Origin of the sequence: Atlantibacter sp. RC6 (assembly GCF_014193285.1) — a bacterium.
Taxonomy (GTDB): Bacteria; Pseudomonadota; Gammaproteobacteria; order Enterobacterales; family Enterobacteriaceae; genus Atlantibacter.
This window is the reverse complement of the sequence record NZ_JACHZE010000006.1, coordinates 17651-40284: the sequence shown is the minus strand read 5'-3', so window position 1 is coordinate 40284 and position 22634 is coordinate 17651. Positions and strand designations below refer to the sequence as shown.

Annotated in this window: 21 protein-coding genes; 11 read left to right on the top strand and 10 right to left on the bottom strand. The window is 57.8% G+C overall.

Annotation, left to right across the window (positions count from 1 at the left end; all coding sequences use genetic code 11):
- Nucleotides 1-126 precede the first annotated feature (126 nt).
- Both FHW74_RS14225 and FHW74_RS14220 read left to right on the top strand, forming a co-directional pair.
- Entirely contained in the window at nucleotides 127-1263 is a 1137-nt protein-coding gene (locus FHW74_RS14225; RefSeq protein WP_183171058.1) for an amidohydrolase, read from the top strand.
- Nucleotides 1264-1278: 15 nt separating this feature from the next.
- Nucleotides 1279-2121, top strand: coding sequence for a VOC family protein (locus FHW74_RS14220; protein ID WP_183171057.1), 843 nt, complete (start codon nucleotides 1279-1281; stop codon nucleotides 2119-2121).
- Nucleotides 2122-2158: 37 nt separating this feature from the next.
- On the opposite strand, the gene FHW74_RS14215 is transcribed toward FHW74_RS14220, so the two are convergent.
- From FHW74_RS14215 to FHW74_RS14180, 8 genes are read right to left on the bottom strand one after another with little or no spacing between them, the layout of a single operon-like run.
- Complete coding sequence (locus FHW74_RS14215) at nucleotides 2159-3670, bottom strand: class I adenylate-forming enzyme family protein (RefSeq protein WP_183171056.1); 1512 nt, start codon at nucleotides 3668-3670, stop codon at nucleotides 2159-2161.
- Nucleotides 3671-3685: 15 nt separating this feature from the next.
- The gene (locus FHW74_RS14210) at nucleotides 3686-4627 is read right to left on the bottom strand and encodes an ABC transporter ATP-binding protein (RefSeq protein WP_183171055.1); all 942 of its coding nucleotides are present in this window, start codon (nucleotides 4625-4627) and stop codon (nucleotides 3686-3688) included.
- A complete protein-coding gene (locus tag FHW74_RS14205; RefSeq protein ID WP_183171054.1) occupies nucleotides 4611-5615 on the bottom strand; it encodes an ABC transporter ATP-binding protein in 1005 nt (334 codons plus the stop codon). The genes FHW74_RS14210 and FHW74_RS14205 overlap by 17 nt, the downstream gene beginning before the upstream one ends.
- Nucleotides 5612-6493 carry an ABC transporter permease gene (locus FHW74_RS14200; RefSeq protein ID WP_183171053.1) on the bottom strand — a complete coding sequence of 294 codons (882 nt, stop codon included), beginning with the start codon at nucleotides 6491-6493 and terminating at the stop codon, nucleotides 5612-5614. The genes FHW74_RS14205 and FHW74_RS14200 overlap by 4 nt, the downstream gene beginning before the upstream one ends.
- Complete coding sequence (locus tag FHW74_RS14195; RefSeq protein ID WP_183171052.1) at nucleotides 6490-7461, bottom strand: ABC transporter permease; 972 nt, start codon at nucleotides 7459-7461, stop codon at nucleotides 6490-6492. Before FHW74_RS14195 ends, FHW74_RS14200 begins: the two co-directional genes overlap by 4 nt.
- 4 nt (nucleotides 7462-7465) lie before the next feature.
- Nucleotides 7466-9106 (bottom strand): ABC transporter substrate-binding protein, encoded by a 1641-nt coding sequence (locus FHW74_RS14190; protein ID WP_183171051.1) that lies wholly within the window; start codon nucleotides 9104-9106, stop codon nucleotides 7466-7468.
- Nucleotides 9103-9540, bottom strand: a complete 438-nt coding sequence (locus FHW74_RS14185; RefSeq protein ID WP_183171050.1) for a PaaI family thioesterase — start codon at nucleotides 9538-9540, stop codon at nucleotides 9103-9105. The genes FHW74_RS14190 and FHW74_RS14185 overlap by 4 nt, the downstream gene beginning before the upstream one ends.
- The gene (locus FHW74_RS14180; protein ID WP_183171049.1) at nucleotides 9537-10550 is read right to left on the bottom strand and encodes a zinc-binding dehydrogenase; all 1014 of its coding nucleotides are present in this window, start codon (nucleotides 10548-10550) and stop codon (nucleotides 9537-9539) included. Before FHW74_RS14180 ends, FHW74_RS14185 begins: the two co-directional genes overlap by 4 nt.
- Nucleotides 10551-10908: 358 nt before the next feature.
- On the opposite strand from FHW74_RS14180, the gene FHW74_RS14175 reads away from it, so the two are divergent.
- The 5 genes from FHW74_RS14175 (at nucleotide 10909) to FHW74_RS14155 (ending at nucleotide 15689) form a co-directional block, all read left to right on the top strand.
- Nucleotides 10909-11595 carry a transcriptional regulator gene (locus FHW74_RS14175; protein ID WP_183171048.1) on the top strand — a complete coding sequence of 229 codons (687 nt, stop codon included), beginning with the start codon at nucleotides 10909-10911 and terminating at the stop codon, nucleotides 11593-11595.
- Entirely contained in the window at nucleotides 11596-12675 is a 1080-nt protein-coding gene (locus tag FHW74_RS14170) for an alanine racemase (protein ID WP_183171047.1), read from the top strand.
- Between the two features lie 20 nt (nucleotides 12676-12695).
- Nucleotides 12696-13856: a M20 family metallopeptidase gene (locus tag FHW74_RS14165; protein WP_183171046.1), complete on the top strand. Its 1161-nt coding sequence runs from the start codon at nucleotides 12696-12698 to the stop codon at nucleotides 13854-13856.
- Between the two features lie 16 nt (nucleotides 13857-13872).
- Nucleotides 13873-14334: a RidA family protein gene (locus tag FHW74_RS14160; RefSeq protein ID WP_183171045.1), complete on the top strand. Its 462-nt coding sequence runs from the start codon at nucleotides 13873-13875 to the stop codon at nucleotides 14332-14334.
- A 71-nt stretch (nucleotides 14335-14405) separates the two neighbouring features.
- On the top strand, nucleotides 14406-15689 hold the full coding sequence (locus FHW74_RS14155; protein ID WP_183171044.1) for an MFS transporter: 1284 nt from the start codon (nucleotides 14406-14408) through the stop codon (nucleotides 15687-15689).
- Between the two features lie 39 nt (nucleotides 15690-15728).
- On the opposite strand, the gene FHW74_RS14150 is transcribed toward FHW74_RS14155, so the two are convergent.
- On the bottom strand, nucleotides 15729-16475 hold the full coding sequence (locus tag FHW74_RS14150; protein ID WP_183171043.1) for a bifunctional 2-polyprenyl-6-hydroxyphenol methylase/3-demethylubiquinol 3-O-methyltransferase UbiG: 747 nt from the start codon (nucleotides 16473-16475) through the stop codon (nucleotides 15729-15731).
- 96 nt (nucleotides 16476-16571) lie between these two features.
- On the opposite strand from FHW74_RS14150, the gene FHW74_RS14145 reads away from it, so the two are divergent.
- The gene (locus FHW74_RS14145) at nucleotides 16572-17759 is read left to right on the top strand and encodes an MFS transporter (protein ID WP_183171042.1); all 1188 of its coding nucleotides are present in this window, start codon (nucleotides 16572-16574) and stop codon (nucleotides 17757-17759) included.
- A 43-nt stretch (nucleotides 17760-17802) separates the two neighbouring features.
- Here the strand turns inward: FHW74_RS14145 and FHW74_RS14140 are convergent, their stop codons facing one another.
- A complete protein-coding gene (locus FHW74_RS14140; protein ID WP_183171041.1) occupies nucleotides 17803-18384 on the bottom strand; it encodes a DJ-1 family glyoxalase III in 582 nt (193 codons plus the stop codon).
- A gap of 362 nt (nucleotides 18385-18746) precedes the next feature.
- Here FHW74_RS14140 and FHW74_RS14135 point away from each other — a divergent pair, with 362 nt between their 5' ends.
- From FHW74_RS14135 to FHW74_RS14125, 3 genes are read left to right on the top strand one after another with little or no spacing between them, the layout of a single operon-like run.
- The gene (locus tag FHW74_RS14135; RefSeq protein ID WP_183171040.1) at nucleotides 18747-21179 is read left to right on the top strand and encodes a DMSO/selenate family reductase complex A subunit; all 2433 of its coding nucleotides are present in this window, start codon (nucleotides 18747-18749) and stop codon (nucleotides 21177-21179) included.
- A 13-nt stretch (nucleotides 21180-21192) separates the two neighbouring features.
- A complete protein-coding gene (locus FHW74_RS14130; RefSeq protein ID WP_183171039.1) occupies nucleotides 21193-21819 on the top strand; it encodes a DMSO/selenate family reductase complex B subunit in 627 nt (208 codons plus the stop codon).
- The gene (locus FHW74_RS14125) at nucleotides 21812-22588 is read left to right on the top strand and encodes a DmsC/YnfH family molybdoenzyme membrane anchor subunit (RefSeq protein WP_183171038.1); all 777 of its coding nucleotides are present in this window, start codon (nucleotides 21812-21814) and stop codon (nucleotides 22586-22588) included. Before FHW74_RS14130 ends, FHW74_RS14125 begins: the two co-directional genes overlap by 8 nt.
- Nucleotides 22589-22634: the final 46 nt, after the last annotated feature.

Below are 22634 nucleotides of genomic sequence, written 5' to 3'. Positions count from 1 at the left end.
CGCTCAAGCAAGGGCTGGTCATTCCTATTCCTTCATTCCGAATAAGCTTTCCTTAAATCGTTAGTTCACGCAGCCAGACGCACACTGGATGATTGATGTGATCTAATAACAAAGGAATTCTTCAACATGCACCTGTACAGCACCGAGCAGCTGATTAACTGGCGACGTGAATTGCATCAGAATCCGGAACTCTCTAATCAGGAATTTGCCACCACACAACGAATCACCCGCTGGTTGCAGCAAGGCGATATTCGTTTGCTGCCCCTGAAACTGAGCACTGGCGTGGTGGCTGAAATTGGCCAGGGCGAACCGCTTATCGCGTTGCGTGCCGATATCGACGCCTTGCCCATTGATGAGAAAACCCAGCGCCCCTGGGCATCACAAACGCCTGGCGTGATGCACGCCTGCGGTCACGACGTGCACACCACCGTGATGCTCGGTGTGGCTCATCGTTTGAAGCAACAGGAAGCGCGTCTGCCTGGCCGGGTACGAATTTTGTTCCAGCCCGCTGAAGAAACCTTTAACGGCGCGCAGCAGTTAATTGATGCCGGCGCGCTGGATGGCGTACAGGCGATTTTCGGGATGCATAACGCCCCGGACCTGCCGCTTGGCGAATTCCGCACCTGCGGCGGCGCGCTGTACGCCAACGTCGACCGCTTCGTTATCCGCATTCAGGGCAAAGGCGCGCACGCCGCCCGTCCGCATGATGGCGTGGATACCATTGTCATCGGCAGCCAGATTGTCACGGCGTTGCAAACCTTGCCTTCGCGCATGTTCAGCTCGCTGGACTCGGTGATCGTCAGCGTCACGCGCTTCACCGCCGGCAATACCTGGAACGTGCTGCCGCACACTATTGAGCTGGAAGGCACTGTGCGTACCCACGACGCCGCGATTCGTGAAGCGGTGCCGGAGAAGATCCGCGCGCTGATTCAGGGCATCGCTTCGGGTTTCGGCGCAACCGCCGACCTGGAGTGGATTGCCGGGCCACCGGCGCTAATCAATACCCCACAGTGGGCCGAATTCGCTCTTGAACTGGCCCAGCGCAGCGGCTATCGCACTGCCCTCGCCTCACCGCAAATGGGCGGCGAAGATTTCGCGTTTTACTTACACCACGTACCGGGCGTGTTCATTAATGTGGGCAGCGCCAGCGATGCGGGCCTGCACCATCCGGCGTTCGATCCTGATGAGAGCCTTATCGAACCGGCAGTTAATTACTTCACCCAACTCGCCCCCCGCGCCCTGAACGCCGTGGCCGGCCTGTGAAAAAGGATATTCGTTATGACATTTCCCGTTCCCATGCTTGACCATGTGGTGATTAATGTCGCCAGCCAGCTTGATGAAGCCAGCGCGCTGTACCGTCGGCTGGGTTTCCAGCTCACAGAGCGCGGCCACCATACCCTCGGTTCCAGCAACCATTTAGCCATTTTTGATGAGAACTACCTCGAACTGCTCGGTTTTGAGCCTGGCCGTGGCGATAAGCGCCAGGATCTCTGGGAAGCGCCGCTCGGACTGACCGGCCTGGTATGGAAAACCCAGAGCGCGGATGCGGAATATAGCCATCTTGAGCAGCAAGGTCTGGATGGCGAACCGCCTGCCGCGTTTCATCGCCCGGTCCGTCTGCCTGACGGGCAGGAAACCGTCGCGCGATTCAAAACGGTACGCCTGCGCCCGTCGCTGATCCCCAATGGCCGCAGTTTTTTCTGCCAGCATCAAACGCCGCACGCCGTGTGGCAACCCGCCTGGCAGGAACATCCTAACGGGGTGAAAAACATCAGCGAGTTTGTGATTGTCGCGCAAGACCCGGCGGGTTCGGCGCTGGTGTACAGCCGGTTGTTTGGCGAGGCACGTTTCCAGGCCAGCCATGACGGCGCGCTGGTGCTCAACGCCGGTAAAGCGACGGTGCGAATTGCCTCTGAAGAGTATGCCCGCCGCCGTTTCGGCGCGTTGCCGGAAGATTACAACGGTACGCCGCGCATGGCGGGCCTGAGTTTTTTAACGGCCGATTTGCAGCGGGTGAAAGCCAGTTTGCAGCACGGGGATATCCCTTTCCGTGAACAGCCGGATGCCATTATCGTCGAGCCTGACCGCGCCTTTAACCTGGCGCTCCGGTTCCATCGCTGACCCATTAACCGGCGGGATCATGATCCCGCCTTCTCGTTTACGCTTCCCAACGCTGTTCCTGCTCCAGTGTACTCGCCAACTGGCGCAGCGACTGGCGGTCCACTTTATTGGTTGCTGCCCAGGGCAACTCCGCCAGAAACGCGATCCGTCGCGGATGTTGATACGCCGGGCCGTGCGCCAGCGTGTGCTGTTTCAGCGCTTCCCGGGTTACGCTCTCGCCTTCCTGCAAGACCACAAACGCCACCGGCACCTGGCTGCGTTCTTCATCCGGCAGCGGGACTACGCTTGCCTGGCGCACTGCCGGGTGGGATTCGAGCAGTTTTTCCACCTCGCCCGGATAGATATTCTCTCCGGAGCAGACAAACATATCGTCAGCGCGGCCAATAAAGAAGTAGAAGCCGTTCTCATCCCGGCGCATCACGTCGCCGCTGTAGTACCAGCCATCCTGCAAGACCTGAGCGCTTTTCTCTGGCAGACGATGATAGCCCGGCGTGACCGCCGGATTGCGCATCATCAGTACGCCTTCGTCGCCGCTATGGCCATCGGCAAATTTCAGCTCGCCCGCCGCCAGCGGATAGCCCAGCGACAGCGGCGGCGTGGGCAATCCTGCGGGATGCGGGCCAAACACCGCCGGTCCCGCCTCGGTGGTGCCATAACCGTGAGTGATCTCTACGCCGGGAAACGCCGCTTTGATTCGGTTAAGCAGCCCGAGAGTAATCGGCGCAGAGCCGAGCATCACTTTGCGTAACGCGCTGAAATCATAACGATTGATATCCGGGTCGCGCAGCAGGCGCGCGAACATGGTCGGCACGGCGGTGACGATATTAATGCGGTAATGCGCAAGCGCGTGCAGATAGCTATCAATGCTGAAGGATGGCAGTACGACCAGCAATCCGTTGCTGGCAAACACCCGTTTCGCCAGAAACAGGCCATTCATATGGAACAGCGGTTGGGCGACGATATAGCGCGACTGGGCATTATCCGGCTCCACGCCGCCGACCCGCGTCACATCCAGCGCCCAGTACTGGCCGTAATGGGTCAGAGGTACGCCTTTCGGTCGGCCAGTGCTGCCCGAGGTGTACAGCATCATCGCCAGTTGGTCTTTTTCGGGAATAACGGTTTCAAAAGCCTGAGGCGTCACCATCTGGCTGAAATCGCCATCGAAATCCACCACGTCCACCCTGTCCTTCAACAACTCGGCACGGGCTTCATCGGCAAAAACCAGCTGGATTGCGGCGTCTTCAATAAAATAGTGCAGCGTCTCCTGCGGCACTTTAATGTTCAGGGGCACCGCCACCAGGCCCGCGCGCATAATACCAAAATACGCCGCCAGATATTCGGCGCGGTTGAGCGCGGCGATACCGATAGCGCTGCCCTGGGCGTAGCCGCGCTGCCGGAGATAATGCGCCACGCCGCCGGCCAGCTCATCAATCTGCTGATGCGTGTATTCGCGCGGGTGTTCCGGGTCGCGCAGGTCGATAATCGCCAGCCGCGACTGGGGTAAGGTGCGATCGATCAAATCGCCCAGGTTACGAAGTTGTTGACTCATGAATATGCTCCGACGTCAGCTCAGATGAAAATGACAGGCCACCTGTCGCTCAGAAGTAAGGGATTGCAGGGGCGGCCGCTGCTGTTGGCACAGCGGCTGCGCATAAGGACAACGGGTGTGAAAGGCGCAACCGGACGGTGGCGCAAGCGGGCTGGGCAGTTCGCCTTCCAGCAGACTTTCCCCGCGCGGATGACGCGGATCGGCCACCGGCGCGGCAGCCAGCAGAGCCTGAGTATAGGGATGCGCGGGCGCGGCCCAGATTTGTTCCGTCGGGCCGCTCTCCACCACTCGGCCCAGGTACATCACCATCACCCGGTGGGCGATATACTCCACCACCGACAGATCGTGGGAAATAAACAGATACGCCACGTGGGACTGCTGCTGGATATCACGCATCAGGTTGATGACCTGCGCGCGGACCGACACGTCCAGCGCTGAAACCGGCTCGTCGCAGATCACGATGCTCGGCTCCAGCGCCAGCGCCCTGGCGATACCGATACGCTGGCGCTGGCCGCCGGAAAATTCGTGGGGGAAGCGCGTTGCCGCCGAGGCGGGCAGCCCCACCACTTCCAGCAGTTCGGCGATCCGCGCCTGAATGGCGTCGCGTGACCACCCCGCCACCTCCAGCGGCCTGGCAATCGATGTCCCGACACGCTGGCGCGGATTGAGCGAACCCTGCGGGTCCTGAAACATCATTTGAACGTGGCGACGGAAAGTCAGCAGTTGGCGGCCATAGCGCGACAGAACGTCGTCGCCGTTGAGCCGCAGTTGCCCTTGCGCCGGGATCAGCCGCATCAGGGCTTTACCGAGCGTCGACTTCCCGCAGCCCGATTCCCCCACCAGGCCGACGGTCTCCCCGGCGCGCAGTTGCAGACTGACCTCTGACACCGCGTGCACCCATCCTCCGTTCACCGGATAACGGACCGATAAGCCTTCAGCTTCAAGAAGCGTGTTCATGGTATTCCTCAGCATAATTGTCCGGAGCGGTAATCAGGCAGGCCGCGCGATGCGCGGGGCCGAGCGCGTTAAGATGCGGCACCAGTTCGCTACAGGCCTCGCAGGCCAGCGGGCAGCGGTTGCGAAATGCGCAGCCTGACGGCAGCGCGGAAAGCGGCGGCACCCGGCCCGGAATGGCATACAGCCGCTCGCCGGGCTGGCCGCTTTTTGGCGTCGAACGCAGCAGCCCCCGGGTATAGGGGTGGCCCGGTTGTTCAAACAGCGCCAGCACGTCGGCCTGTTCCACGATGCGTCCGGCGTACATCACGGCCACGCGCTGCGCCATGGCGGCCACCACGCCGAGATCGTGGGTAATCAGCAGCAGCGCCATCCCCGACTCCCGCTGGATATCGCGTAGCAGTTGCAGGATCTGCGCCTGGATAGTGACGTCCAGCGCGGTGGTCGGCTCATCGGCAATCAGCACCCGTGGCTGGCAGGCAATCGCCATAGCAATCATCACCCGCTGGGACATGCCGCCAGAAAGCTGATGGGGATAATCCCCCATCCGCCGCGCCGCATCGGGGATTTTCACCCGCTCCAGCAGCGCCACCGCCCGTGGAAACGCCTCCCGGCGGTTGAGGCCCAGGTGCAGGCGCAGCACTTCCATCAACTGGTCGCCGATGGTTTTCACCGGGTTCAGGGCGCTCATGGCATCCTGGAATATCATGGCGATATCCCGGCCCCGCACCTGCTGGTACTGGCGGTGGTTGAATTGCGTCAGGTCCTGGTTTTCGAACAGGATCTCCCCGCGAGAAACGCGCGGCGAGCGGCTGGTCAGCAGGCCCATAATCGCCAGCGCGGTCATAGACTTACCGCATCCCGATTCGCCAACCAGCGCCAGGGTTTCCCCGGCGTGGAGATCAAATGACACCTGGTTTAATGCGGTCACATCCCTGCCGCCGCTGCGCAGCGTAACGCTAAGGTTATTGACTGACAGTAGCGCCATCATTCACGCTCCCTGAGTTTCGGATTTAGGGCGTCGTTAAGCCCGTCGCCCACCAGGTTGAGGGCCAGCACCGCCAGCATGATCGCCACGCCGGGCACCGCGCAGATATACCAGGCGGAACGGATCAGCGTGCGCCCTTCCCCAACCAGCCGTCCCCAGCTGGCCAGGTTCGGGTCGCCAAGCCCGAGAAATGACACCACCGATTCGTAAAGAATGGCCCCGGCGATAACCAGCGAGGCCATCACGATCACCGGCGGCAGCACGTTGGGCAGGATCTCTTTCAATACGATTTGATGATCCGCCATGCCGCTGGCACGGCAGGCCAGCACAAATTCGCGGTCGCGCCAGGAGAGGAACTCGGCGCGGGTCAGGCGGGCGATGGGCTGCCAGGAAACCAGCGCCACGGCAATGATAATATTGCCCATATGCGGCCCCAGTACCGAGACCACCGTCAGCACAAACACCACGTTGGGGATTACCTGGAACAACTCCGCGATTCGCATCAGGGTTTCATCCACCCAGCCGCCAAACCAGGCGGCGGCGGCCCCGATACTGACGCCAATCAGCGTAGCGGCCAGGCTGGCCGCCAGGCCAATCATCAGGGTTGCCCGCGCGCCGTGAACAATCAGCGCCGCAATATCACGCCCTAACGAATCGGTACCCAGCGGATAGCGCCCGTCGGTAAACGGCCAGATTTCCGGCATCGCGACAATCCGCAGCGGATCTTTGGGGTAAAAAATCCCGGCGCTCAACGCCATCACCACCATTACCACAACGATCAGCGCGCCGCACACCGCACCGGGATGGCGCAAAAACTGCCGCAGCCAGTGCGGCAACGTAATACGCATTGAGCGGCGCAAACTTGCCAGATTTTCACTCATCGGGCGCTCCTTACACGCGGGTCCAGCCGTGAGTAAGTGACGTCGACAATGATATTAATCACGATAACCAACAGCGCGCTGAGCACCAGAATGCCGAGGATCAGCGGATAGTTACGGCTCATCACGCTATCAAGCAGCACTTGTCCGAGGCCGGGCCAGCTAAATACCGCTTCGATAACGATACTGCCGCCCAACACGGTGCCGAGCTGTAATCCCAGCAGCGTCACCACCGGCAGTAGCGCATTGCGTAAGGTGTGGCGGATAACCACGGCGGCGCGGCTCAGCCCTTTGGCCTGCGCGGTACGCACGTAGTCCATCTGCGCCACTTCCAGCATTGAGGCGCGCATTACGCGGGCGTAAGTGGCGGCATAGAACAGCCCGAGGGTGATCGCCGGTAGCGCCAGATGGTGGAGTATATCCAGCACCTGTTCCCAGGGTGACAACGTCACGCCAATCGATGCCATTCCTCCCACCGGAAACCAGCCTAACTTCACCGAAAACAGGATTATCAGCATGATGCCGAGCCAGAAACTGGGCGCCGCAAAGCAGACCACCGCCAGGGTTGAGATCAGCGTGTCCCAGACGCTGTTGACGCGAATGGCCGCCAGTACCCCGGCACCGACGCCGACCAGTACCGCCAGCGCAATGCTGGCCAGCATCAGGATCAGCGTGGCCGGGAGATGGGCCATAATCACGTCAAACACCGGCATGTTCTGGCGGAACGAGAACCCTAAATCGAGCTGGCACACCGACCACAGATAGTTAAGCAACTGGGTCAGTACCGGTTGGTCCAGACCATACAGATGGCGCAGCCGCTCAATCATTTGCGGATCGGTGACCTGCTGCTCCGCTGTCATCACGTCCAGCAACGAGCCCGGCACCAGGTTCATCAGCGCAAAGTTAATCACAATCACGCCGAACAGCAGCGGAATGCCCTGCACGACACGCCGCAGGATCAGTCTCAACATCACATCACCCCGCCAGCCAGATATCGTTCAACGCGGTGCCCTGCACATTCGCGTCGGTAGTGAAGTTGCGAACCTCCTTGCGCGCCAGGGTGTAGGACTGCATTTCAATCAGCGGCACAATCGGCACGTCGGTGCTGGCGAGGCGGGCAAACTGCTGAACCAGCGTCTTACGCTTCGCTTCGTCGGTTTCGATGGTGATTGCCGCAACCAGTTGGTCCATCTCCGGGCTCTGATAACCGGTGGCATTGCGGAACGCGCCGCCTTTCACAATGCCATCGGAGGTGAAGAACTGGGTCACTACCGGGACCGGCTCCACCGGGGCGGTAAAATTAGAAATGGCGATGTCGTAGTTGTAATCGGTGTAAATGCGTTTGAGTGCCGTGGCGCGGTCCACCGAATCGAGTTTCACCTCGATACCGATATCTTCCAGCGCCTGTTTCAGGTACTGGCCAAGCTTGGCGTTTTCTTCAAACCAGGCGGCAGCCAGCAGATTTACCGTGAAACGCTTGCCGTCTTTTTCCGGTAACCCGGCCTGATCCAGCAGTTGTTTCGCTTTTTCCGGGTCAAAGGCGTATTTCGGGACATCGTCGGTGAAAAACACCGGATTGCTACTAAATATCGGCGCAACGGCGGGTTTGCCACGCCCAAAGTAAATGGTGTTGAGGATAAATTCCCGGTCAATGGCATGCAGGATCGCCTGACGCACTTCCCGGCGCTTCACGTTTTCACGACGCTGGTTAAACTCCACCGTTACGGCCCAGGCGCAGTTTTCGTAGCCGCGGGTATCCAGCGTGATATTGCCACTCTTCACCAGGCGATCGATATCCCGCGCCGGAACCGGGTTGGAATAGCCCACCTGCATCTCGCCGGTTTCCAGCGCCGCCGTGCGGGAGGCCGCATCGCCCCACCAACGGATAATCAGTTTGTCGAGATACGGCTGGCCTGCGCCCCAGTATTTTTCATTACGGGCATATTCCACATAGCTGCCGCGCACCCAGTTGCCGTACTTCCACGGGCCGGTGCCCACCGGGCGGTTGTTGAGCGGATTGGTGAGGATCGGTTGCCCGGCGTACAGGTGTTTCGGCAACACCAGTTGGTACTGCCCGGCCAGGGTGGACTTCAGGAAGAACGCCGGGACCGGCGCCGAAAACGTCAGCTTCACGGTATGCGCATCGACCGCTTCGGCTTTTTCCAGCGCTTTAAGCGCGATCCCGGCGGAAATGGCTTTCCAGTGCTCGGTGGCGTTGAACACCACGTCATCGGCGGTGAACGGCTGACCATCATGCCAGGTTACGCCCTGGCGCAACGTGATGGTATAGGTTTTAAAGTCTTCTGACGGCGTCACGCTTTCGGCCAGCGCGGGCTGGAATACCAGTTTATCGTCAAGTTTTAACAGGCGTTCGAGGATCTTGGTCGAGGTCTGGAACGGCGAAGAGCCGCCGCCGCCCGGCACCAGTAATGCCTGCGGCTCCAGCCCGCCCCAGGAAACCACCAGGGTGCCGCCGCGTTTCGGGACGCCGCCGCTTTCGCTGGCTGCAATAGCGCGGGTGATCAGGCTAAACCCGCTGATTTTCGCCGCCGCGCCGAGCGCGGCGCCGCCTGCGGCCAGGGTCAATAGCTGGCGTCGTTGTTGGTTAATTGTCATGATGATTTCTCTGAAGTCGTTAACTGCGTGGCGTAACTGGCGCGGCCAATGGCGACCAGTTGCCCGCTCTGATTGAACACGTCGACATCGGCAACGCCCACGCTGCGCCCGGCCCGTCTGACGCGAGCAACCACCTGAAGATCGGTATTGATAGCGGGGCGCAGATAATCGACGCGGAAATTGATGGTAGGTAACCCCTGGCCTAACAGCATGCCGAGCGCGAAGTCGCCCACGGTGTCGATAATTGACGCCAGCGGGCCGCCGTGCCACTGCCCGCAGCCGGCTTTACGCTCAAATTCCGGGCGCATCGGCACGCTGACTGTCAGCGTCTGGGCGTCGTAATCAATGGCGGTAACGCTGAGGTTCAACCAGTGGATAAACGGCGAGGCGGCAAAGTGGCTGGCTAAGTCATCCTGCGTGAGTAATGTGCTCATGCCACCACCACCTTACCCACCACCTGGCGCTGTTCCAGCGAGGCCAGCGCTTGCGCGCCCTGCTCCAGCGGCCACTGGCGGTCGATAATCACTTTGAGCTTCTGCGATTCCACCGCGTCCAGCAGGGCGTGCAGATCTTCGCGCTCCCAGCCGTTGGAACCGAGAATTTGCAGCTCGTAAGTCCAGATGTAGCGCAGGTCTTCCGGCGGATTAAACCCGGCGGTTGCGCCGCAGGTCAGTACGCGTCCCCCAACGCGCAACACCCGCAGGGATTTCACCCAGGTTTCGCCGCCGGTGAAATTCACCACTACGTCCACCCCGCCCGGCTCTGCGCTGCCGCGACGGCGCACCGGTTTGCCATAGCGCTGCCAGACGGCTTTCACAAAATCTTCGTTCTGATAGAGGATCACGTCATCCGCGCCCAGCGCTTTCAGGCGTTCGGCTTTCTGCTCGCTACCGGCGCAGGCAATAACCGTCGCGCCCGCCAGTTTAGCCAGCTGCACGCAGCACACGCCCACGCCGCCGCTGGCCCCTAAAATCAACACTTTCTCGCCGGGCTGGATGCGGCCAATGCTTTGCATCATGCGCCAGGCGGTGCCGTAGGCCACCGGTAAGGCCGCGGCGTCGGCATAGCTCACGCTATCCGGCAGGCGAATTAACTGATGCGCCGGGACGCGACAGCGCTCCGCCAGCCCGCCGTGGGTGGTTTCGCCAATCAGGCCGCCGTTAATCCGGTCTATGGGATCAACCACCACCCGATCGCCGATATTCCAGCCCGCCACTTTGCTGCCAACGGAAATAATTTCGCCGGCGACATCGAGGCCGATAATTATTGGGAACGGCAAATGAATTCCCGGCATCCCGCGGCGGGTAAATATATCGTGGTAATTTAATGATGCGGCCTTAACGGCAATAATCACATCGCCCTCGCCGGGCTGCGGGTCCGGAAAATCGTGCTCTAAAGTAAATTTATCGTTGTCGCCATGTTCCCGTAAAACCAGTGCTTTCATTTTATTCCCCAGAATTTTCAAATAGCTTCGCCGCCTCGCTGGACGCAGAAATAACGGCGAGAAATTCAACCTCATTGCTTTTGCTAACACGTTAATAACAATAATTTTTTAACACCAAACCAGCGGGGATTTAAAATAGAAAAACTACCTTTGGTTATGCGCAAAATGGGATTACGGAAATTATTCACACCAGGCTGACGCAGCGCCCGCCTCCAAACAAAAAGTTTGCCATCAAACAAAAAGTGAGCACTTTTACGTGATCCCGATCGCTTTTTGAACCCTTAACGGTTGTTTAACACCCACCCTTGTCGCTATACATTACAAAAAGTTTTGTTAGCTAACTAAATTTTAGGTTGATATGGAAAACATCACAGAGAATCTCGATTTCATCATCCCGATGATGGAAGGCATCGCCGGGCAGTTTGGCGAAAACTGCGAAGTGGTTCTTCACGATCACGCCCAGGGACTGGAAAGCAGCATCATCGCCATTATTAATGGCCATGTGACCGGGCGTAAAAAAGGCGACCCGAGCAGCAACCTGGGGCTGGAAGTGCTGCGCGGCACCGATGTTAACGGCGACCGCCACAACTACTTCACTCAGACGCGCGACGGCAAAACCCTGCGCTCCACCTCGGTCTATTTCCGTAATAGTCAAAACAAAGTGATTGGCGCGCTGTGTATCAACCTTGATATCAGCGACATTTTGCAGGCCGAGAAAATGCTTAACAGAATGGCGGGCCGCCCCGATAGCGCGCCAGCCCGCCAGGAAGAAGTCAATGAAGTGTTTGTTAAGGACGTCAACGAACTGCTGGATTATTTGATTGCCGAATGCACCACGTTAATCAGTGTTCCGGTAAACAATATGACCCGTCAGGACAAACTCGACGCCATTAAGTTTTTCGACGACAAGGGGGTGTTTCTGATTAAAAAGTCCGGTGAAAAGATTTGTGAGTTTCTGAATATCTCGAAATACACCCTCTATGCCTATCTGGGCGAAATCAGAGGGGATACTCCGCCTGGCGAGGGCGAAAACTCAGGAGGCTAAATGTACACCACACCTTATGTCGCGCTGGACATGGATATCATGGAAAAAAATATTAACGCCATGGTATCCGGGCTGGCCCGTAATAATATTCAGCACTGGCCGCATATTAAGACCCATAAGTCGGTGCGGCTGGCGAAGCTGGAGCAGCAGCTTGGCGCAAGCGGGATCACCTGCGCCAAATTATCCGAGGCGGAAGTGATGGCAAAAGGCGGGATCACCTCGATTCTGCTGGCCTATCCGCTCATCGGCGAAGATAAATGCCAGCGGTTTGCCGATCTGGCTCGGCAAATCAATATTCGCACTATTATTGATAGCCTGGCCGGAGCCGAGGGGCTTTCACAGGCGGCCGTAAAAAACGATTTGCAATTTAACGTCGATATCGCCATCGATTTTGGCGCGCATCGCGAAGGTATTCAGCCTGACCAACTGCTGGACTTTGCCAGGCAGGTTGCTGCCCTGCCCGGCCTGAATATTAAAGGGGTATTTACTTACGCGGGCACCATCTATCAGTACCACCAGGAAGCGGATATTCGCAAGGCGGCCCGCGAAGAAGCCGCGCTGCTGATTAACAGCCGGGATCTGTTAAACGCCAACGGCTTTTCGATTGATATTTTATCCGGCGGCTCCACGCTCTCCTCTTTTTACGCCGATGAATTAAACGGCATTAGCGAATCACGCGCCGGGAATTTTATTTTTGGTGATATGAATGCCATCAACGGCGGTATTTATACCCCGGAAGATTGCGCCCTGACAATATGCGCCACCGTGGTCAGTATCCCCCTGCCCGGCTACGCCACCATTGATGCCGGAACCAAATCCCTGACCTCGGATGTATCCAGCGTGGCAGGCTCTTACGGCCATATTCAGGAATACCCGGAAATGCAACTGGTGAAACTGAATGAAGAACACGGCTATTTACGTTACGACCCGGAGAAAACTGCGCTGAATATCGGCCAGCAGATCCATATTATTCCCAACCACTGCTGCGTAGTGGCGAATCTGGTGGATGAAATATACGCCTTCCGCAAGGGAGAATACCGCGAAACGATTACCATCGACGCGCGTGGAAAAAGTTATTAAAACCTGAGCTGGGTATTTTTATGACAATAAAACAATTAACTGCTGATGAACGGCAGGAGCTGGTTACGCTCCTTTGCAGCCTGATTCAGCATCCTTCGGAAAATCCGCCGGGAAATGAAAACGCCGTCGCGCATTTTATTGCCGACGTTTTACAGCAAGAAGGCATTGAGACGGCGCTTCAGGAAGTGGCGCCAGGCAGGCCAAACGTGATCGCGCGGATTAAAGGGCAACAGCCCGGCAAACGTGTGATCCTCAATGGCCATACTGATGTGGTGCCGTGCGGTGAAGGCTGGTCGGTGGACCCGTTCGCGGCGGTGATTGAAGACGATCGCATTATCGGGCGCGGCGCGGCGGACATGAAATCCGGCGTGGCGGCGATGATGTTTGCCGCCATCCTGATCCAGCGCCACGGTTACGCATTCAATGGCGAGTTAACCCTGCTGTTTAACGTCGATGAAGAGCGCGTCAATCTGGGGATGGAGCACTTTCTGGCGCAGGGCGTGGAAGCCGATTACGCCATCATCGGCGAGCCGACTTCCCTTGAAATCTGCATCGCCCATAAAGGCGTCAGCCGCACCCGGTTGACCACCTTCGGCACCGCCGGGCACGCCGCGAAAGTGCGCGAGCCGGACAGCGCCATCGATAAAATGGCCCGTCTGCTGCCGGAACTGGTGCAGGAGTGCCAGCGGGTTAAGCAGAAACAACACAGCCTGCTCGGTAACGCCTCGATGCTGGTCACCACCATCAACGGCGGCAGCGCGCCGAATATTGTCCCGGCGTCGTGCCATATTGAAATCGACCGCCGGGTGCTGCCTGGCGAAACGCGTCACGATATCAACAGCAGCCTGAACAGCGCGCTGGCGGGCGTTGGCTTGCAGACCGACCGCGATTACTCGCTGGAAAACTATCTGTTTATCCCCGCCTCGGCGATTGAAGAAAATCACCCGCTGGTGGAGCGCGCGTGCGAAGCGGTTAATCAGATTACCGGCAGCGCCAAAAAAACCATTTTCGAGGCCACCTGTGAAGCGCCGTTCTTCTCAGTTGGGCAGCATATTCCGACCATCATTATGGGGCCGGGCGATTTAGCTCAGGCCCATGTGAAAGATGAGTTCGTGCGGATTGAGGAATTACATCAGGCCGCAGAAATTTATTTATCACTGACGCTGGATTTATTGAAATAACCCAACAGGAAAAAATATGACTATTGACGCTCGCTTAGCAGAGCTGGGTATTACACTCGGCGAGCCCACTGCACCCAAATTTTCGTATATCCCGGTAAAGCAAACCGGCAATTTACTGTATACCTCCGGGAATGATTGCCGGGTTAACGGTGAATTAATTTATACCGGCACGCTGGGTAAGGATTTAACCATTGAACAGGGCCAGGAGGCCGCGCGCCAGTGTATCGTGAATATTCTGACCTCGCTAAAAGCCTATCTTGGCGATCTGAACCGGATCGCCGGTTGCGTGAAAATGCTGGGGTTTGTGCAGAGCGCGGATGATTTTAAACAGCAGCCGTATGTCATGAATAGCGCGTCGGATTTGTTAATCGCAATATTCGGTGAAAATGGCCGCCATGCGCGCTCGGCTATCGGTACTAACGCATTACCTTTTGATACGCCCGTTGAAATTGAATTAATTTTCGAAATTAACGATTAATCCTGACATCCAAAAATAACGCCATTATGCTGCGTGATGATGGCGTACTGATAATTATTAAAGGAACATTTATGTCTACTCAAGCAAGCTCTCGCCTGAAGCGTTTGCAAATTATGGCATTATTGTTTTTGCTCGTGGCGGGTATTATTAATTTCCTCGACAGAACCTCGCTGTCTATTGCCAATACCACTATTCGTGAGGAAATGGGCCTCACGGCCACCGAAATGGGATTATTACTTTCGGTGTTTTCCTTCGGCTACGCTTTATGCCAGCTACCGATCGGCATGGTGATGGAGCGCTTCGGCGTTAAACGGGTGTACGGGTTCGGTATTTTCCTGTGGTCTGCCGCCCAGACCGCGCTGGGTTTTGTCGGCTCATTCAGCCAAATGATCGTCGCCCGCGTGGTGCTGGGGATCGGCGAAGCGCCCCACCTGCCTACCGGCGTTAAGGTGGTTAACGACTGGTACAACATCCGTAAACGCGGCGTGCCGATGGGCATTGTTAATATGTCATCCACCCTCGCCCAGGCGCTGGCGCCGCCGCTGCTGATTGCCCTGATGCTGGCCTTCGGCTGGCGCGCGATGTTTATCATCATCGGCGTGGCGGGCATTATCCTGTCGATCCTGTGGATGATTTTTTACCGCAACCGCGAAGATGCCAATCTTTCCCCGGAAGATATCGCCCATCTGGAGGAAGAAACGCCGCCGTCCAGTAAAGAAAAAGTCACCCTGAAGGACTGGGCCGGGCTGTTTAAGCAAAAGTCGATGTGGGGAATGATTATCGGCTTTAACGGCGTGGGCTATATGGTGTGGCTGTTCCTGACCTGGCTGCCGTCCTATCTGGAGATGTCTCGTGGGTTAAGTCTTGAGAAAACCGGCTGGGTTGCGGCGATCCCGTTCCTGTTCGGCGCGGCGGGGATGCTGGTTAACGGCGTGGTCGCGGACTGGGTCATGAAGCGCGGCGCGGATAAAATGAAAAGCCGCAAATGGATGATCTGCTTAGGGCTGCTGTGCGCTGCGGGCTTTACCCTGCCTGCCGCCTATACCGACAGCACCTTTACGGCGGTCGCCTGCATCAGTATGGCGCTGTTTTCCATCCACTTTGCGGGCACCTCCGCGTGGGGCCTGATTCTGGTGTCGGTGCCGTCCCGTCTGGTGACCTCCGTGAGCGGCATCCAGAACTTCGGCGGGTTTATTGGCGGCTCGTTTGCGCCAATCATCACCGGGATGATCCTCGACAGTACCGGATCCTTTACCCTGGCGTTGGTCGCGTCGTCCGTCATCGCGTTTATGGCGTCGCTGGTGTATTTCTTTATGGTCAATAAACCCATCACCGACCCGGCAGCAGTAAACTGATTTTCTCCACGCGGCGTTGTCTGATCGCGCCGCGTGATCTCATACCCGCCCGACCCGCATCGCAATCGGCCAGGAAATGACTCTGGCTTGCGCCGTATCGCCCCACAGCGTTTCAAACTCGCTTAAGAACCGTTCCACGCGCGCCTGCTCTCCGGCTTCTGAGGCTTTGCGCACCGCAGACCAGGTGGAGATATAGCCAACAAAGGCCTCGAAATCCCATTCAACCTGAATTTCCAGCGGCGGCGGCGTTAGTTCGTCAAACGGGAATGCCAGCGTGCGATAGCCTTCATCAACCAGGCGGCGCTCCGGCGGCCAGTACGGGCCAATTTCACCGTCATAGAACTGGCGGAACCGATCGTTAAGCGCGTCGTCAAGCTCCATAATGCCGTAGCTGATGAGCGCGATAATCGCCCCCGGCGCGGCAACGCGGCGTACCTGCTGATAAAACGCCTCCAGTTTGAACCAGTGCGCAGCCTGCGCCACGGTAATCAGGCTAAAATTCGCCAGCTCGTCCGGGAGCTTTTCCGCTGGCGCGGACTGATAGCGGATCTTCGGATGCGGCGCGACGTTGGCAATCTGGCTTTCGCTGGGATCGATGCCGACCACCTGATCAAAGGTTTGCGCAAGCAGCCGCGTTAATTGCCCGGTACCGCACCCGACATCCAGAGCGCGTTGGCGGTCCGGTGCAACGTGCGCAAGGTAGTCGACCAGGGCGGGCGGATACTCCGGGCGATAACGCGCGTAGTTGTCTCCACCGCGATCGAACCAGTTGGTATGTTGCGCCATTTCACGCCTCCTTTTAGCTAAAGCCTGTGATATCAATGAAGTGTATATTATCGAATACTCTCTGGATTAATTCACGGCGCAACGCGCGGAGCCCACATGTTTTCCAGATTTACAACGTTACGGCGCATTCCTTCTGGCGTTTGGGTCGTCGGCGGCGTCAGCCTGCTGATGGATGTGTCTTCCGAAATGATCCACAGCCTGTTACCGCTGTTTATGGCCACGACGCTTGGGGCCAGCGTGGTGGTTATCGGGCTGATCGAGGGGCTGGCCGAGGCCACGGCGCTGATGGTGAAAGTCTTTTCCGGCGTGATTAGCGACTGGCTGGGAAAACGCAAAGGGCTGGCGCTGCTGGGCTACGGTCTCGGGGCGCTGAGCAAGCCGCTGTTCGCTATCGCTACCACCTCCGGCATGATCCTCACCGCGCGCCTGACGGACCGGCTCGGCAAAGGCATTCGCGGCGCGCCAAGGGATGCGCTGGTCGCCGACGTCACCCCGCCGGAGCTGCGCGGCGCGGCTTACGGGTTGCGCCAGTCGTTAGATACCATCGGCGCGTTTCTCGGTCCGCTGCTGGCGGTGGGGTTGATGTTACTGTGGCACGACGATTTCCGCGCCATTTTCTGGGTGGCGGTGATCCCGGGCGTAATGGCCGTTGCGCTGTTGTTCTTCGGGCTGCACGAACCACGCGCGCCGGTGTCCCAAAAGCGCACTAACCCGATCAGCCGCGCCAACCTGCGTCGACTGGGCAACGCCACCTGGTGGGTAATTGCCCTGGGCGGGATTTTTACCCTTGCCCGCTTCAGCGAGGCATTTCTGGTGCTGAAAGCGCTGGAAGTGGATATTCCACTGGCGCTGATCCCGCTGGTAATGGTGGCGATGAACCTGCTTTATTCAGTGACGGCTTACCCGTTTGGCAAACTCTCTGACGCCATGAGCCACAGCCAGCTGCTGCAATGGGGGTTGGTGGTGTTGATCCTGGCGGATATGGTGCTGGCGTTCAGCACCCACTGGTCAGGGGTTTTAATTGGCGTCGCGCTGTGGGGTATCCATATGGGGATGACCCAGGGCCTGCTGGCCGCCATGATCGCCGCCGCCTCGCCCGCTGACTTGCGCGGCACGGCGTTTGGCATGTTCAGCCTGATTAGCGGTGTGGCGTTACTGCTTGCCAGTACCGGCGCAGGCATATTGTGGGAGTTTTCCGGTTCGGCCTCGACGTTTATCGCCGGTGCGGTGATTTGTCTGGCGACGCTACTCTACTTGCGGGTAATGCCGCGTAAGCCGCAGTAATCGCCACGCCCGGCAAATGAGGTTGCCGGGCATGTTGCGTGAATTACAGTTGGGTCAGATCGGTCACGATTTTGTAATTAATATGCTCGGCCTGTTCGGTCACGTTTACATCATTCCCGGTCAGTAAATACGCCAGTGAAAAAGCGAAATCAAATGCGGCTCCCACGCCCTGCCCGCTAAGTAAATTGCCGTCTTTAACCACCGGCAGATCCACATAAACGCCATCCGTGACCGTTTCATAAAATGTGCCGGAACAGACGTAACGCCGCCCTCTCAGCAAGCCGTGCGGCGCAAGTACCTTTGCGGCAGCCGAGCATATTGGGCAAATCAGTTTCCCGGCCTGGTCGTGGCGGCGGATAAACGCTATTGCCTGCGTGTTTTTGGCAAGATTATTGGTCCCCTCCGGGCCGCCGGGGATCACCACAGCATCAAAGTTGTTATCCGCGCATTCAGACAACAAAAAATCTGCCGTAACGGGCAGCGCGTGATAACTCACAACGGTTCGTTGTTGGTCGCAGGCCACGGTGGTCACCTGAACTCCCAGCCGGGAAAGTATATCCAGTGTGATGATCGCCTCTGCTTCTTCAAATCCTGGCGCGAGCAGTAACGCAATATTGCTTTTCATCTCATTCATCCTTATTTGAAATTCACCAAGGACTACTTTGCGACGTGACGAGTCTTAAATGAATCGGGTTTTAAATCCGTTACCCTGTCAGGAGGGAAATTAAGAAATAAGCCCAACTGCATGCATGAATTTGAATAATTCAGTTTCTATAAATACGAAATCTAATAATAACTTATCACGGAGAAATGTTGCGTTAACATTAAATATATCATTAGCTTAAATAGAATTATTAACATCCGCATCCCGTCACTTCACAGTTTCTAATTCATAAGGGTTATAAATATATACCCCTTGATCATAATCAACCTCGCCAAGGCTTAAGCAAATTAAGGTCCCCTTTAGATGCAATGAGGGTACTTATAATGAAAAACAGACTACAAGAGATTTTAAATACACAAATCTCACGGCGGGAGACTGTCACGACCGCCGCAAAAATTGGTTCTGCCGTTGCGTTAAGCAACGCGATTTCTTTGCCATTTTCATCAAGCGCGCTGGCGGCACCTGAAGCAGCCGTGTCAGAAAGCGGTGAAACCGTGCGCCACAGCGCCTGCCTGGTTAACTGCGGCAGTCGCTGCGCGCTGAAAGTGATTGTGAAAGACGATCGCATCGTGCGTATTGAACCTGAAGACGCGATTGATGACGCGGTATTTGGCCAACACCAGATTCGCCCCTGTTTACGCGGGCGCTCCAATCGCTGGCGCGTGTACAGCCCGGATCGCATTAAATATCCCATGAAGCGGGTCGGTAAACGCGGTGAAGGCAAATTTAAACGCATCGATTGGGATGAAGCCACCGCGTTTATTGCGGCGGAACTTCAGCGTGTTAGCGAGAAATATGGCCGAGAAGCCATTTATTACAACTATCAGTCCGGGGCTTATTATCACACTCAGGGAACGCCCGCCTGGAAACGCCTGTTAAATCTCACCGGCGGTTATCTCAATTACCATAACACTTACTCCACGGCGCAAATCGCCAGCGCCACGCCGTATACCCACGGCAAATATGTCGGCAGCCATTTCTCGCAAATCGCCCATTCCGACCTGGTGGTGTTTTTCGGTATGAACCTGTCGGAGACGCGTATGTCCGGCGGCGGCCAGGTTGAAGAGCTGCGCCGGGCGCTGGAAGCGTCAAAAGCCCGGGTGGTGATTATCGACCCGCGTTACACCGATTCGGTGATCACCGAGCACGCCGAATGGCTGCCGATCCGCCCCACCACTGACGCGGCGCTGGTGGCTGGCCTGGCTCATACACTGATTAGCGAAAAGCTGATCGACGAAGCATTGGTCAATCAGTACTGCGTTGGGTTCGACCGCTCGACGTTGCCGGAAAACGCTGCGCCTAACGCCAGTTATAAAGACTACGTGATGGGCACCGGCGATGACGGTATTGAGAAAACGCCGGAATGGGCGGCGCAAATTACCGGGATCCCGGCAACGCGTATCAAGCAGCTGGCCCGGGAAATCGCGGCGGCGCGCGCCTGCTACATCGGCCAGGGCTGGGGCCCGCAGCGCCATGCCAACGGCGAACAGACGGTACGCGCTATCCAGACGCTACCCGCGATTACCGGCCATTTTGGATTACCGGGCACCAATAACGGCAACTGGCCCTATGGCACACCGTATGGCGTACCGCTGCTGCCTACCGGCACTAACCCGGTTAAAGCCTCCATTCCCTGCTATCTGTGGACCGATGCGATCCTCAATCCGGAAAAAATGACCGCCACCACCATGGGCGTGAAAGGCGTCGAGAAACTCAACGTCGGCATTAAGCTGTTTTTCAATCAGGCCGGTAACGCGCTGCTGAACCAGCACGGTGATATCAACCGCACCCGTAAAATCCTCGCCGATGAATCGCTGTGCGAAACCATCATCGTGATTGAAAACCACATGACGCCGAGCGCCAAATACGCCGATCTGCTGCTGCCGGAAACCAGCTATCTGGAAGCGGAAGATCTGGTGGACAGCTCGTATGCGGCGGGCTCCCACAACTATATGATCGCCCTGCAAAAAACCATTACGCCGATGTGGGAAGTGCGCAGCACCTATGACATCTGCGCCGATATCGCCGGGCATCTGGGGCTGCGCGAGCAGTACACCGAAGGGCGTACCCAGGCGCAGTGGGCGGAATATCACTACCAGCAGATACGCGAAAAACGCCCCTATCTGCCAGAATGGTCGGTGGCCAAAAACAAAGGGATCATTGACCAGCAAATCGCCACTGAACGCCAGAGCATCGCCTTTATCGATTTCCGCGAAGATGCCGCAGCCCACCCGCTGGAGACGCCGTCCGGCAAGATTGAGATCTACTCCCAGGCGCTGGCGGACCTGGCGCAAAAATGGACCCTGCCGGAAGGCGATCGCATCCCGGCGGTGCCGGAGTTCTGCGTGGTGAAAGAGTCGCACCTGAATAAAGAACTGACGGCGAAATACCCGCTACAGCTGAGCGGCTTCCACACCAAGGGCCACACTCACTCAACCTACACCAACGTGCTGGCGTTGCATGAAGCGGTGCCGGATGAGGTGTGGATCAACCCGATTGACGCCCGCGCGCGGCAGCTCGCTTCCGGGGATATCGTGCATGTATTTAACGATCGCGGCGTGGTGGAGATCCCTTGCAAGGTAACCAACCGCATCCTGCCGGGCGTGGCGGCGATGCCGCAGGGCGCGTGGACGCGTCTTAACAATGAAGGTGTTGATGTGGGCGGTTGTATCAACTCGCTGACCAGCCATCTGCCGTCACCGCTGGCGAAAGGCAACCCACAGCACACCAACCTGGTTGAGATTAAACGCGCTTAAGGAGTGAATAAAAATGAAACAGTATGGCTTTTACGTTGACTCCTCGCGCTGCTCGGGCTGCAAAACCTGCCAGGTGAGCTGTAAGGACAACAAAGATTTAGATGTCGGGCCGAAACTGCGCCGGGTGTATGAATACGGCGGCGGCAGTTGGGTACAGGAAGGCGATAGCTGGCACAACGACACCTTCAGCTACTACCTGTCGATTGCCTGTAACCACTGCGATCAACCCACCTGTGTGGCAGGCTGCCCGACCGGGGCGATGCATAAGCGCGAGGAAGACGGGCTGGTTCTGGTGGACGACTCCGTGTGCGTGGGCTGCCGCTACTGTGAAATGCGCTGCCCGTATGGCGCGCCGCAGTTTGATGCCAAAGCGAAAGTGATGCGCAAATGCGACGGCTGCCTGGATCGGCTGGAAAAGAATCTGCGCCCGATTTGCGTCGATTCCTGCCCGCAACGCGCGCTGGATTTTGGGCCGATTGACGAACTGCGCCAGAAGTACGGCGTGGAAAACCAGATCGCCCCACTGCCATCGGCCAGTTTCACCCATCCGAACCTGGTGGTGAAACCGCATCCGAAAGCGCGGCCAACCGGCGACACGGAAGGCGCGATTCAGAATTTACGGGAGGTGCGTCATGCATGAGTTACCGCTGGTTTTCTTTACCGTTCTGACGCAAAGCGCGGTCGGCGCATTTATTCTGCTGCTGATCGGCGGCGCGCTGGGCCATATTGAGCCGCGCCGTCTGGCGATTGGCCTGTTCGCCGCGGTGTGCCTGTTCGGCCTTGGCGTGGTGATGGGCATTTTCCACGTCGGGCAGCCGCTGCGGGCCATGAATATGCTGTTCCGCGTCGGGCATTCGCCGATGAGTAACGAGATCGTGCTCTCGGCGGTGTTCGGCACTATCGCCAGTGTTGCGGCGCTGGGCCTGCTGCTGGATCGCGGCATGCGTAAGCTGTTTATTGCGCTGGCCTGGCTGGCGGCGGCCATTGGCGTGGTGTTTGTGTTCGCCATTCCGCGCATTTACCAGTTGCCGACGGTGACCACCTGGAGTTCCTCCTGGACCACCGTCGTTATGCTGTTGACGCCGCTGATCGGCGGCGGCGCACTGGCGGCAGCGCTGGGCGTGCGCCGTCTGGGGCTGATTGTCAGCATCATCGGGATTATCGCCAGCTTCTGTCTGCGGCCGGGCTATCTGTCCACCATCCTGCTGGCCGACGCTCCGCTGGCGGCGGCGCAGTCCGACTGGTTTACCGCCCAGGCGGTACTGCTGGCGGCGGGCGCGTTGGGCGCGCTGGTGTATATCCGCGCCAGACGCGGCCAGGCACTGCTGTTTGCCTGCGCGGGCGTGGTGATTGCGGCGGAACTGATTGGCCGTATCGCATTTTATAATCTCTGGACGTTGCCGATGTAATGCCCTGTCGGGCGGGCTGCGGCCTGCCCGATCGCTGTATCAATGA

Excerpts from the sequence above, each read along its gene's own strand:
- FHW74_RS14225 (WP_183171058.1), top strand. The coding sequence starts at position 127 with ATGCACCTGTACAGCACCGAGCAGCTGATTAACTGGCGACGTGAATTG.
- FHW74_RS14220 (WP_183171057.1), top strand. The coding sequence starts at position 1,279 with ATGACATTTCCCGTTCCCATGCTTGACCATGTGGTGATTAATGTCGCC.
- FHW74_RS14215 (WP_183171056.1), bottom strand. The coding sequence starts at position 3,670 with ATGAGTCAACAACTTCGTAACCTGGGCGATTTGATCGATCGCACCTTA.
- FHW74_RS14210 (WP_183171055.1), bottom strand. The coding sequence starts at position 4,627 with ATGAACACGCTTCTTGAAGCTGAAGGCTTATCGGTCCGTTATCCGGTG.
- FHW74_RS14205 (WP_183171054.1), bottom strand. The coding sequence starts at position 5,615 with ATGATGGCGCTACTGTCAGTCAATAACCTTAGCGTTACGCTGCGCAGC.
- FHW74_RS14200 (WP_183171053.1), bottom strand. The coding sequence starts at position 6,493 with ATGAGTGAAAATCTGGCAAGTTTGCGCCGCTCAATGCGTATTACGTTG.
- FHW74_RS14195 (WP_183171052.1), bottom strand. The coding sequence starts at position 7,461 with ATGTTGAGACTGATCCTGCGGCGTGTCGTGCAGGGCATTCCGCTGCTG.
- FHW74_RS14190 (WP_183171051.1), bottom strand. The coding sequence starts at position 9,106 with ATGACAATTAACCAACAACGACGCCAGCTATTGACCCTGGCCGCAGGC.
- FHW74_RS14185 (WP_183171050.1), bottom strand. The coding sequence starts at position 9,540 with ATGAGCACATTACTCACGCAGGATGACTTAGCCAGCCACTTTGCCGCC.
- FHW74_RS14180 (WP_183171049.1), bottom strand. The coding sequence starts at position 10,550 with ATGAAAGCACTGGTTTTACGGGAACATGGCGACAACGATAAATTTACT.
- FHW74_RS14175 (WP_183171048.1), top strand. The coding sequence starts at position 10,909 with ATGGAAAACATCACAGAGAATCTCGATTTCATCATCCCGATGATGGAA.
- FHW74_RS14170 (WP_183171047.1), top strand. The coding sequence starts at position 11,596 with ATGTACACCACACCTTATGTCGCGCTGGACATGGATATCATGGAAAAA.
- FHW74_RS14165 (WP_183171046.1), top strand. The coding sequence starts at position 12,696 with ATGACAATAAAACAATTAACTGCTGATGAACGGCAGGAGCTGGTTACG.
- FHW74_RS14160 (WP_183171045.1), top strand. The coding sequence starts at position 13,873 with ATGACTATTGACGCTCGCTTAGCAGAGCTGGGTATTACACTCGGCGAG.
- FHW74_RS14155 (WP_183171044.1), top strand. The coding sequence starts at position 14,406 with ATGTCTACTCAAGCAAGCTCTCGCCTGAAGCGTTTGCAAATTATGGCA.
- FHW74_RS14150 (WP_183171043.1), bottom strand. The coding sequence starts at position 16,475 with ATGGCGCAACATACCAACTGGTTCGATCGCGGTGGAGACAACTACGCG.
- FHW74_RS14145 (WP_183171042.1), top strand. The coding sequence starts at position 16,572 with ATGTTTTCCAGATTTACAACGTTACGGCGCATTCCTTCTGGCGTTTGG.
- FHW74_RS14140 (WP_183171041.1), bottom strand. The coding sequence starts at position 18,384 with ATGAAAAGCAATATTGCGTTACTGCTCGCGCCAGGATTTGAAGAAGCA.
- FHW74_RS14135 (WP_183171040.1), top strand. The coding sequence starts at position 18,747 with ATGAAAAACAGACTACAAGAGATTTTAAATACACAAATCTCACGGCGG.
- FHW74_RS14130 (WP_183171039.1), top strand. The coding sequence starts at position 21,193 with ATGAAACAGTATGGCTTTTACGTTGACTCCTCGCGCTGCTCGGGCTGC.
- FHW74_RS14125 (WP_183171038.1), top strand. The coding sequence starts at position 21,812 with ATGCATGAGTTACCGCTGGTTTTCTTTACCGTTCTGACGCAAAGCGCG.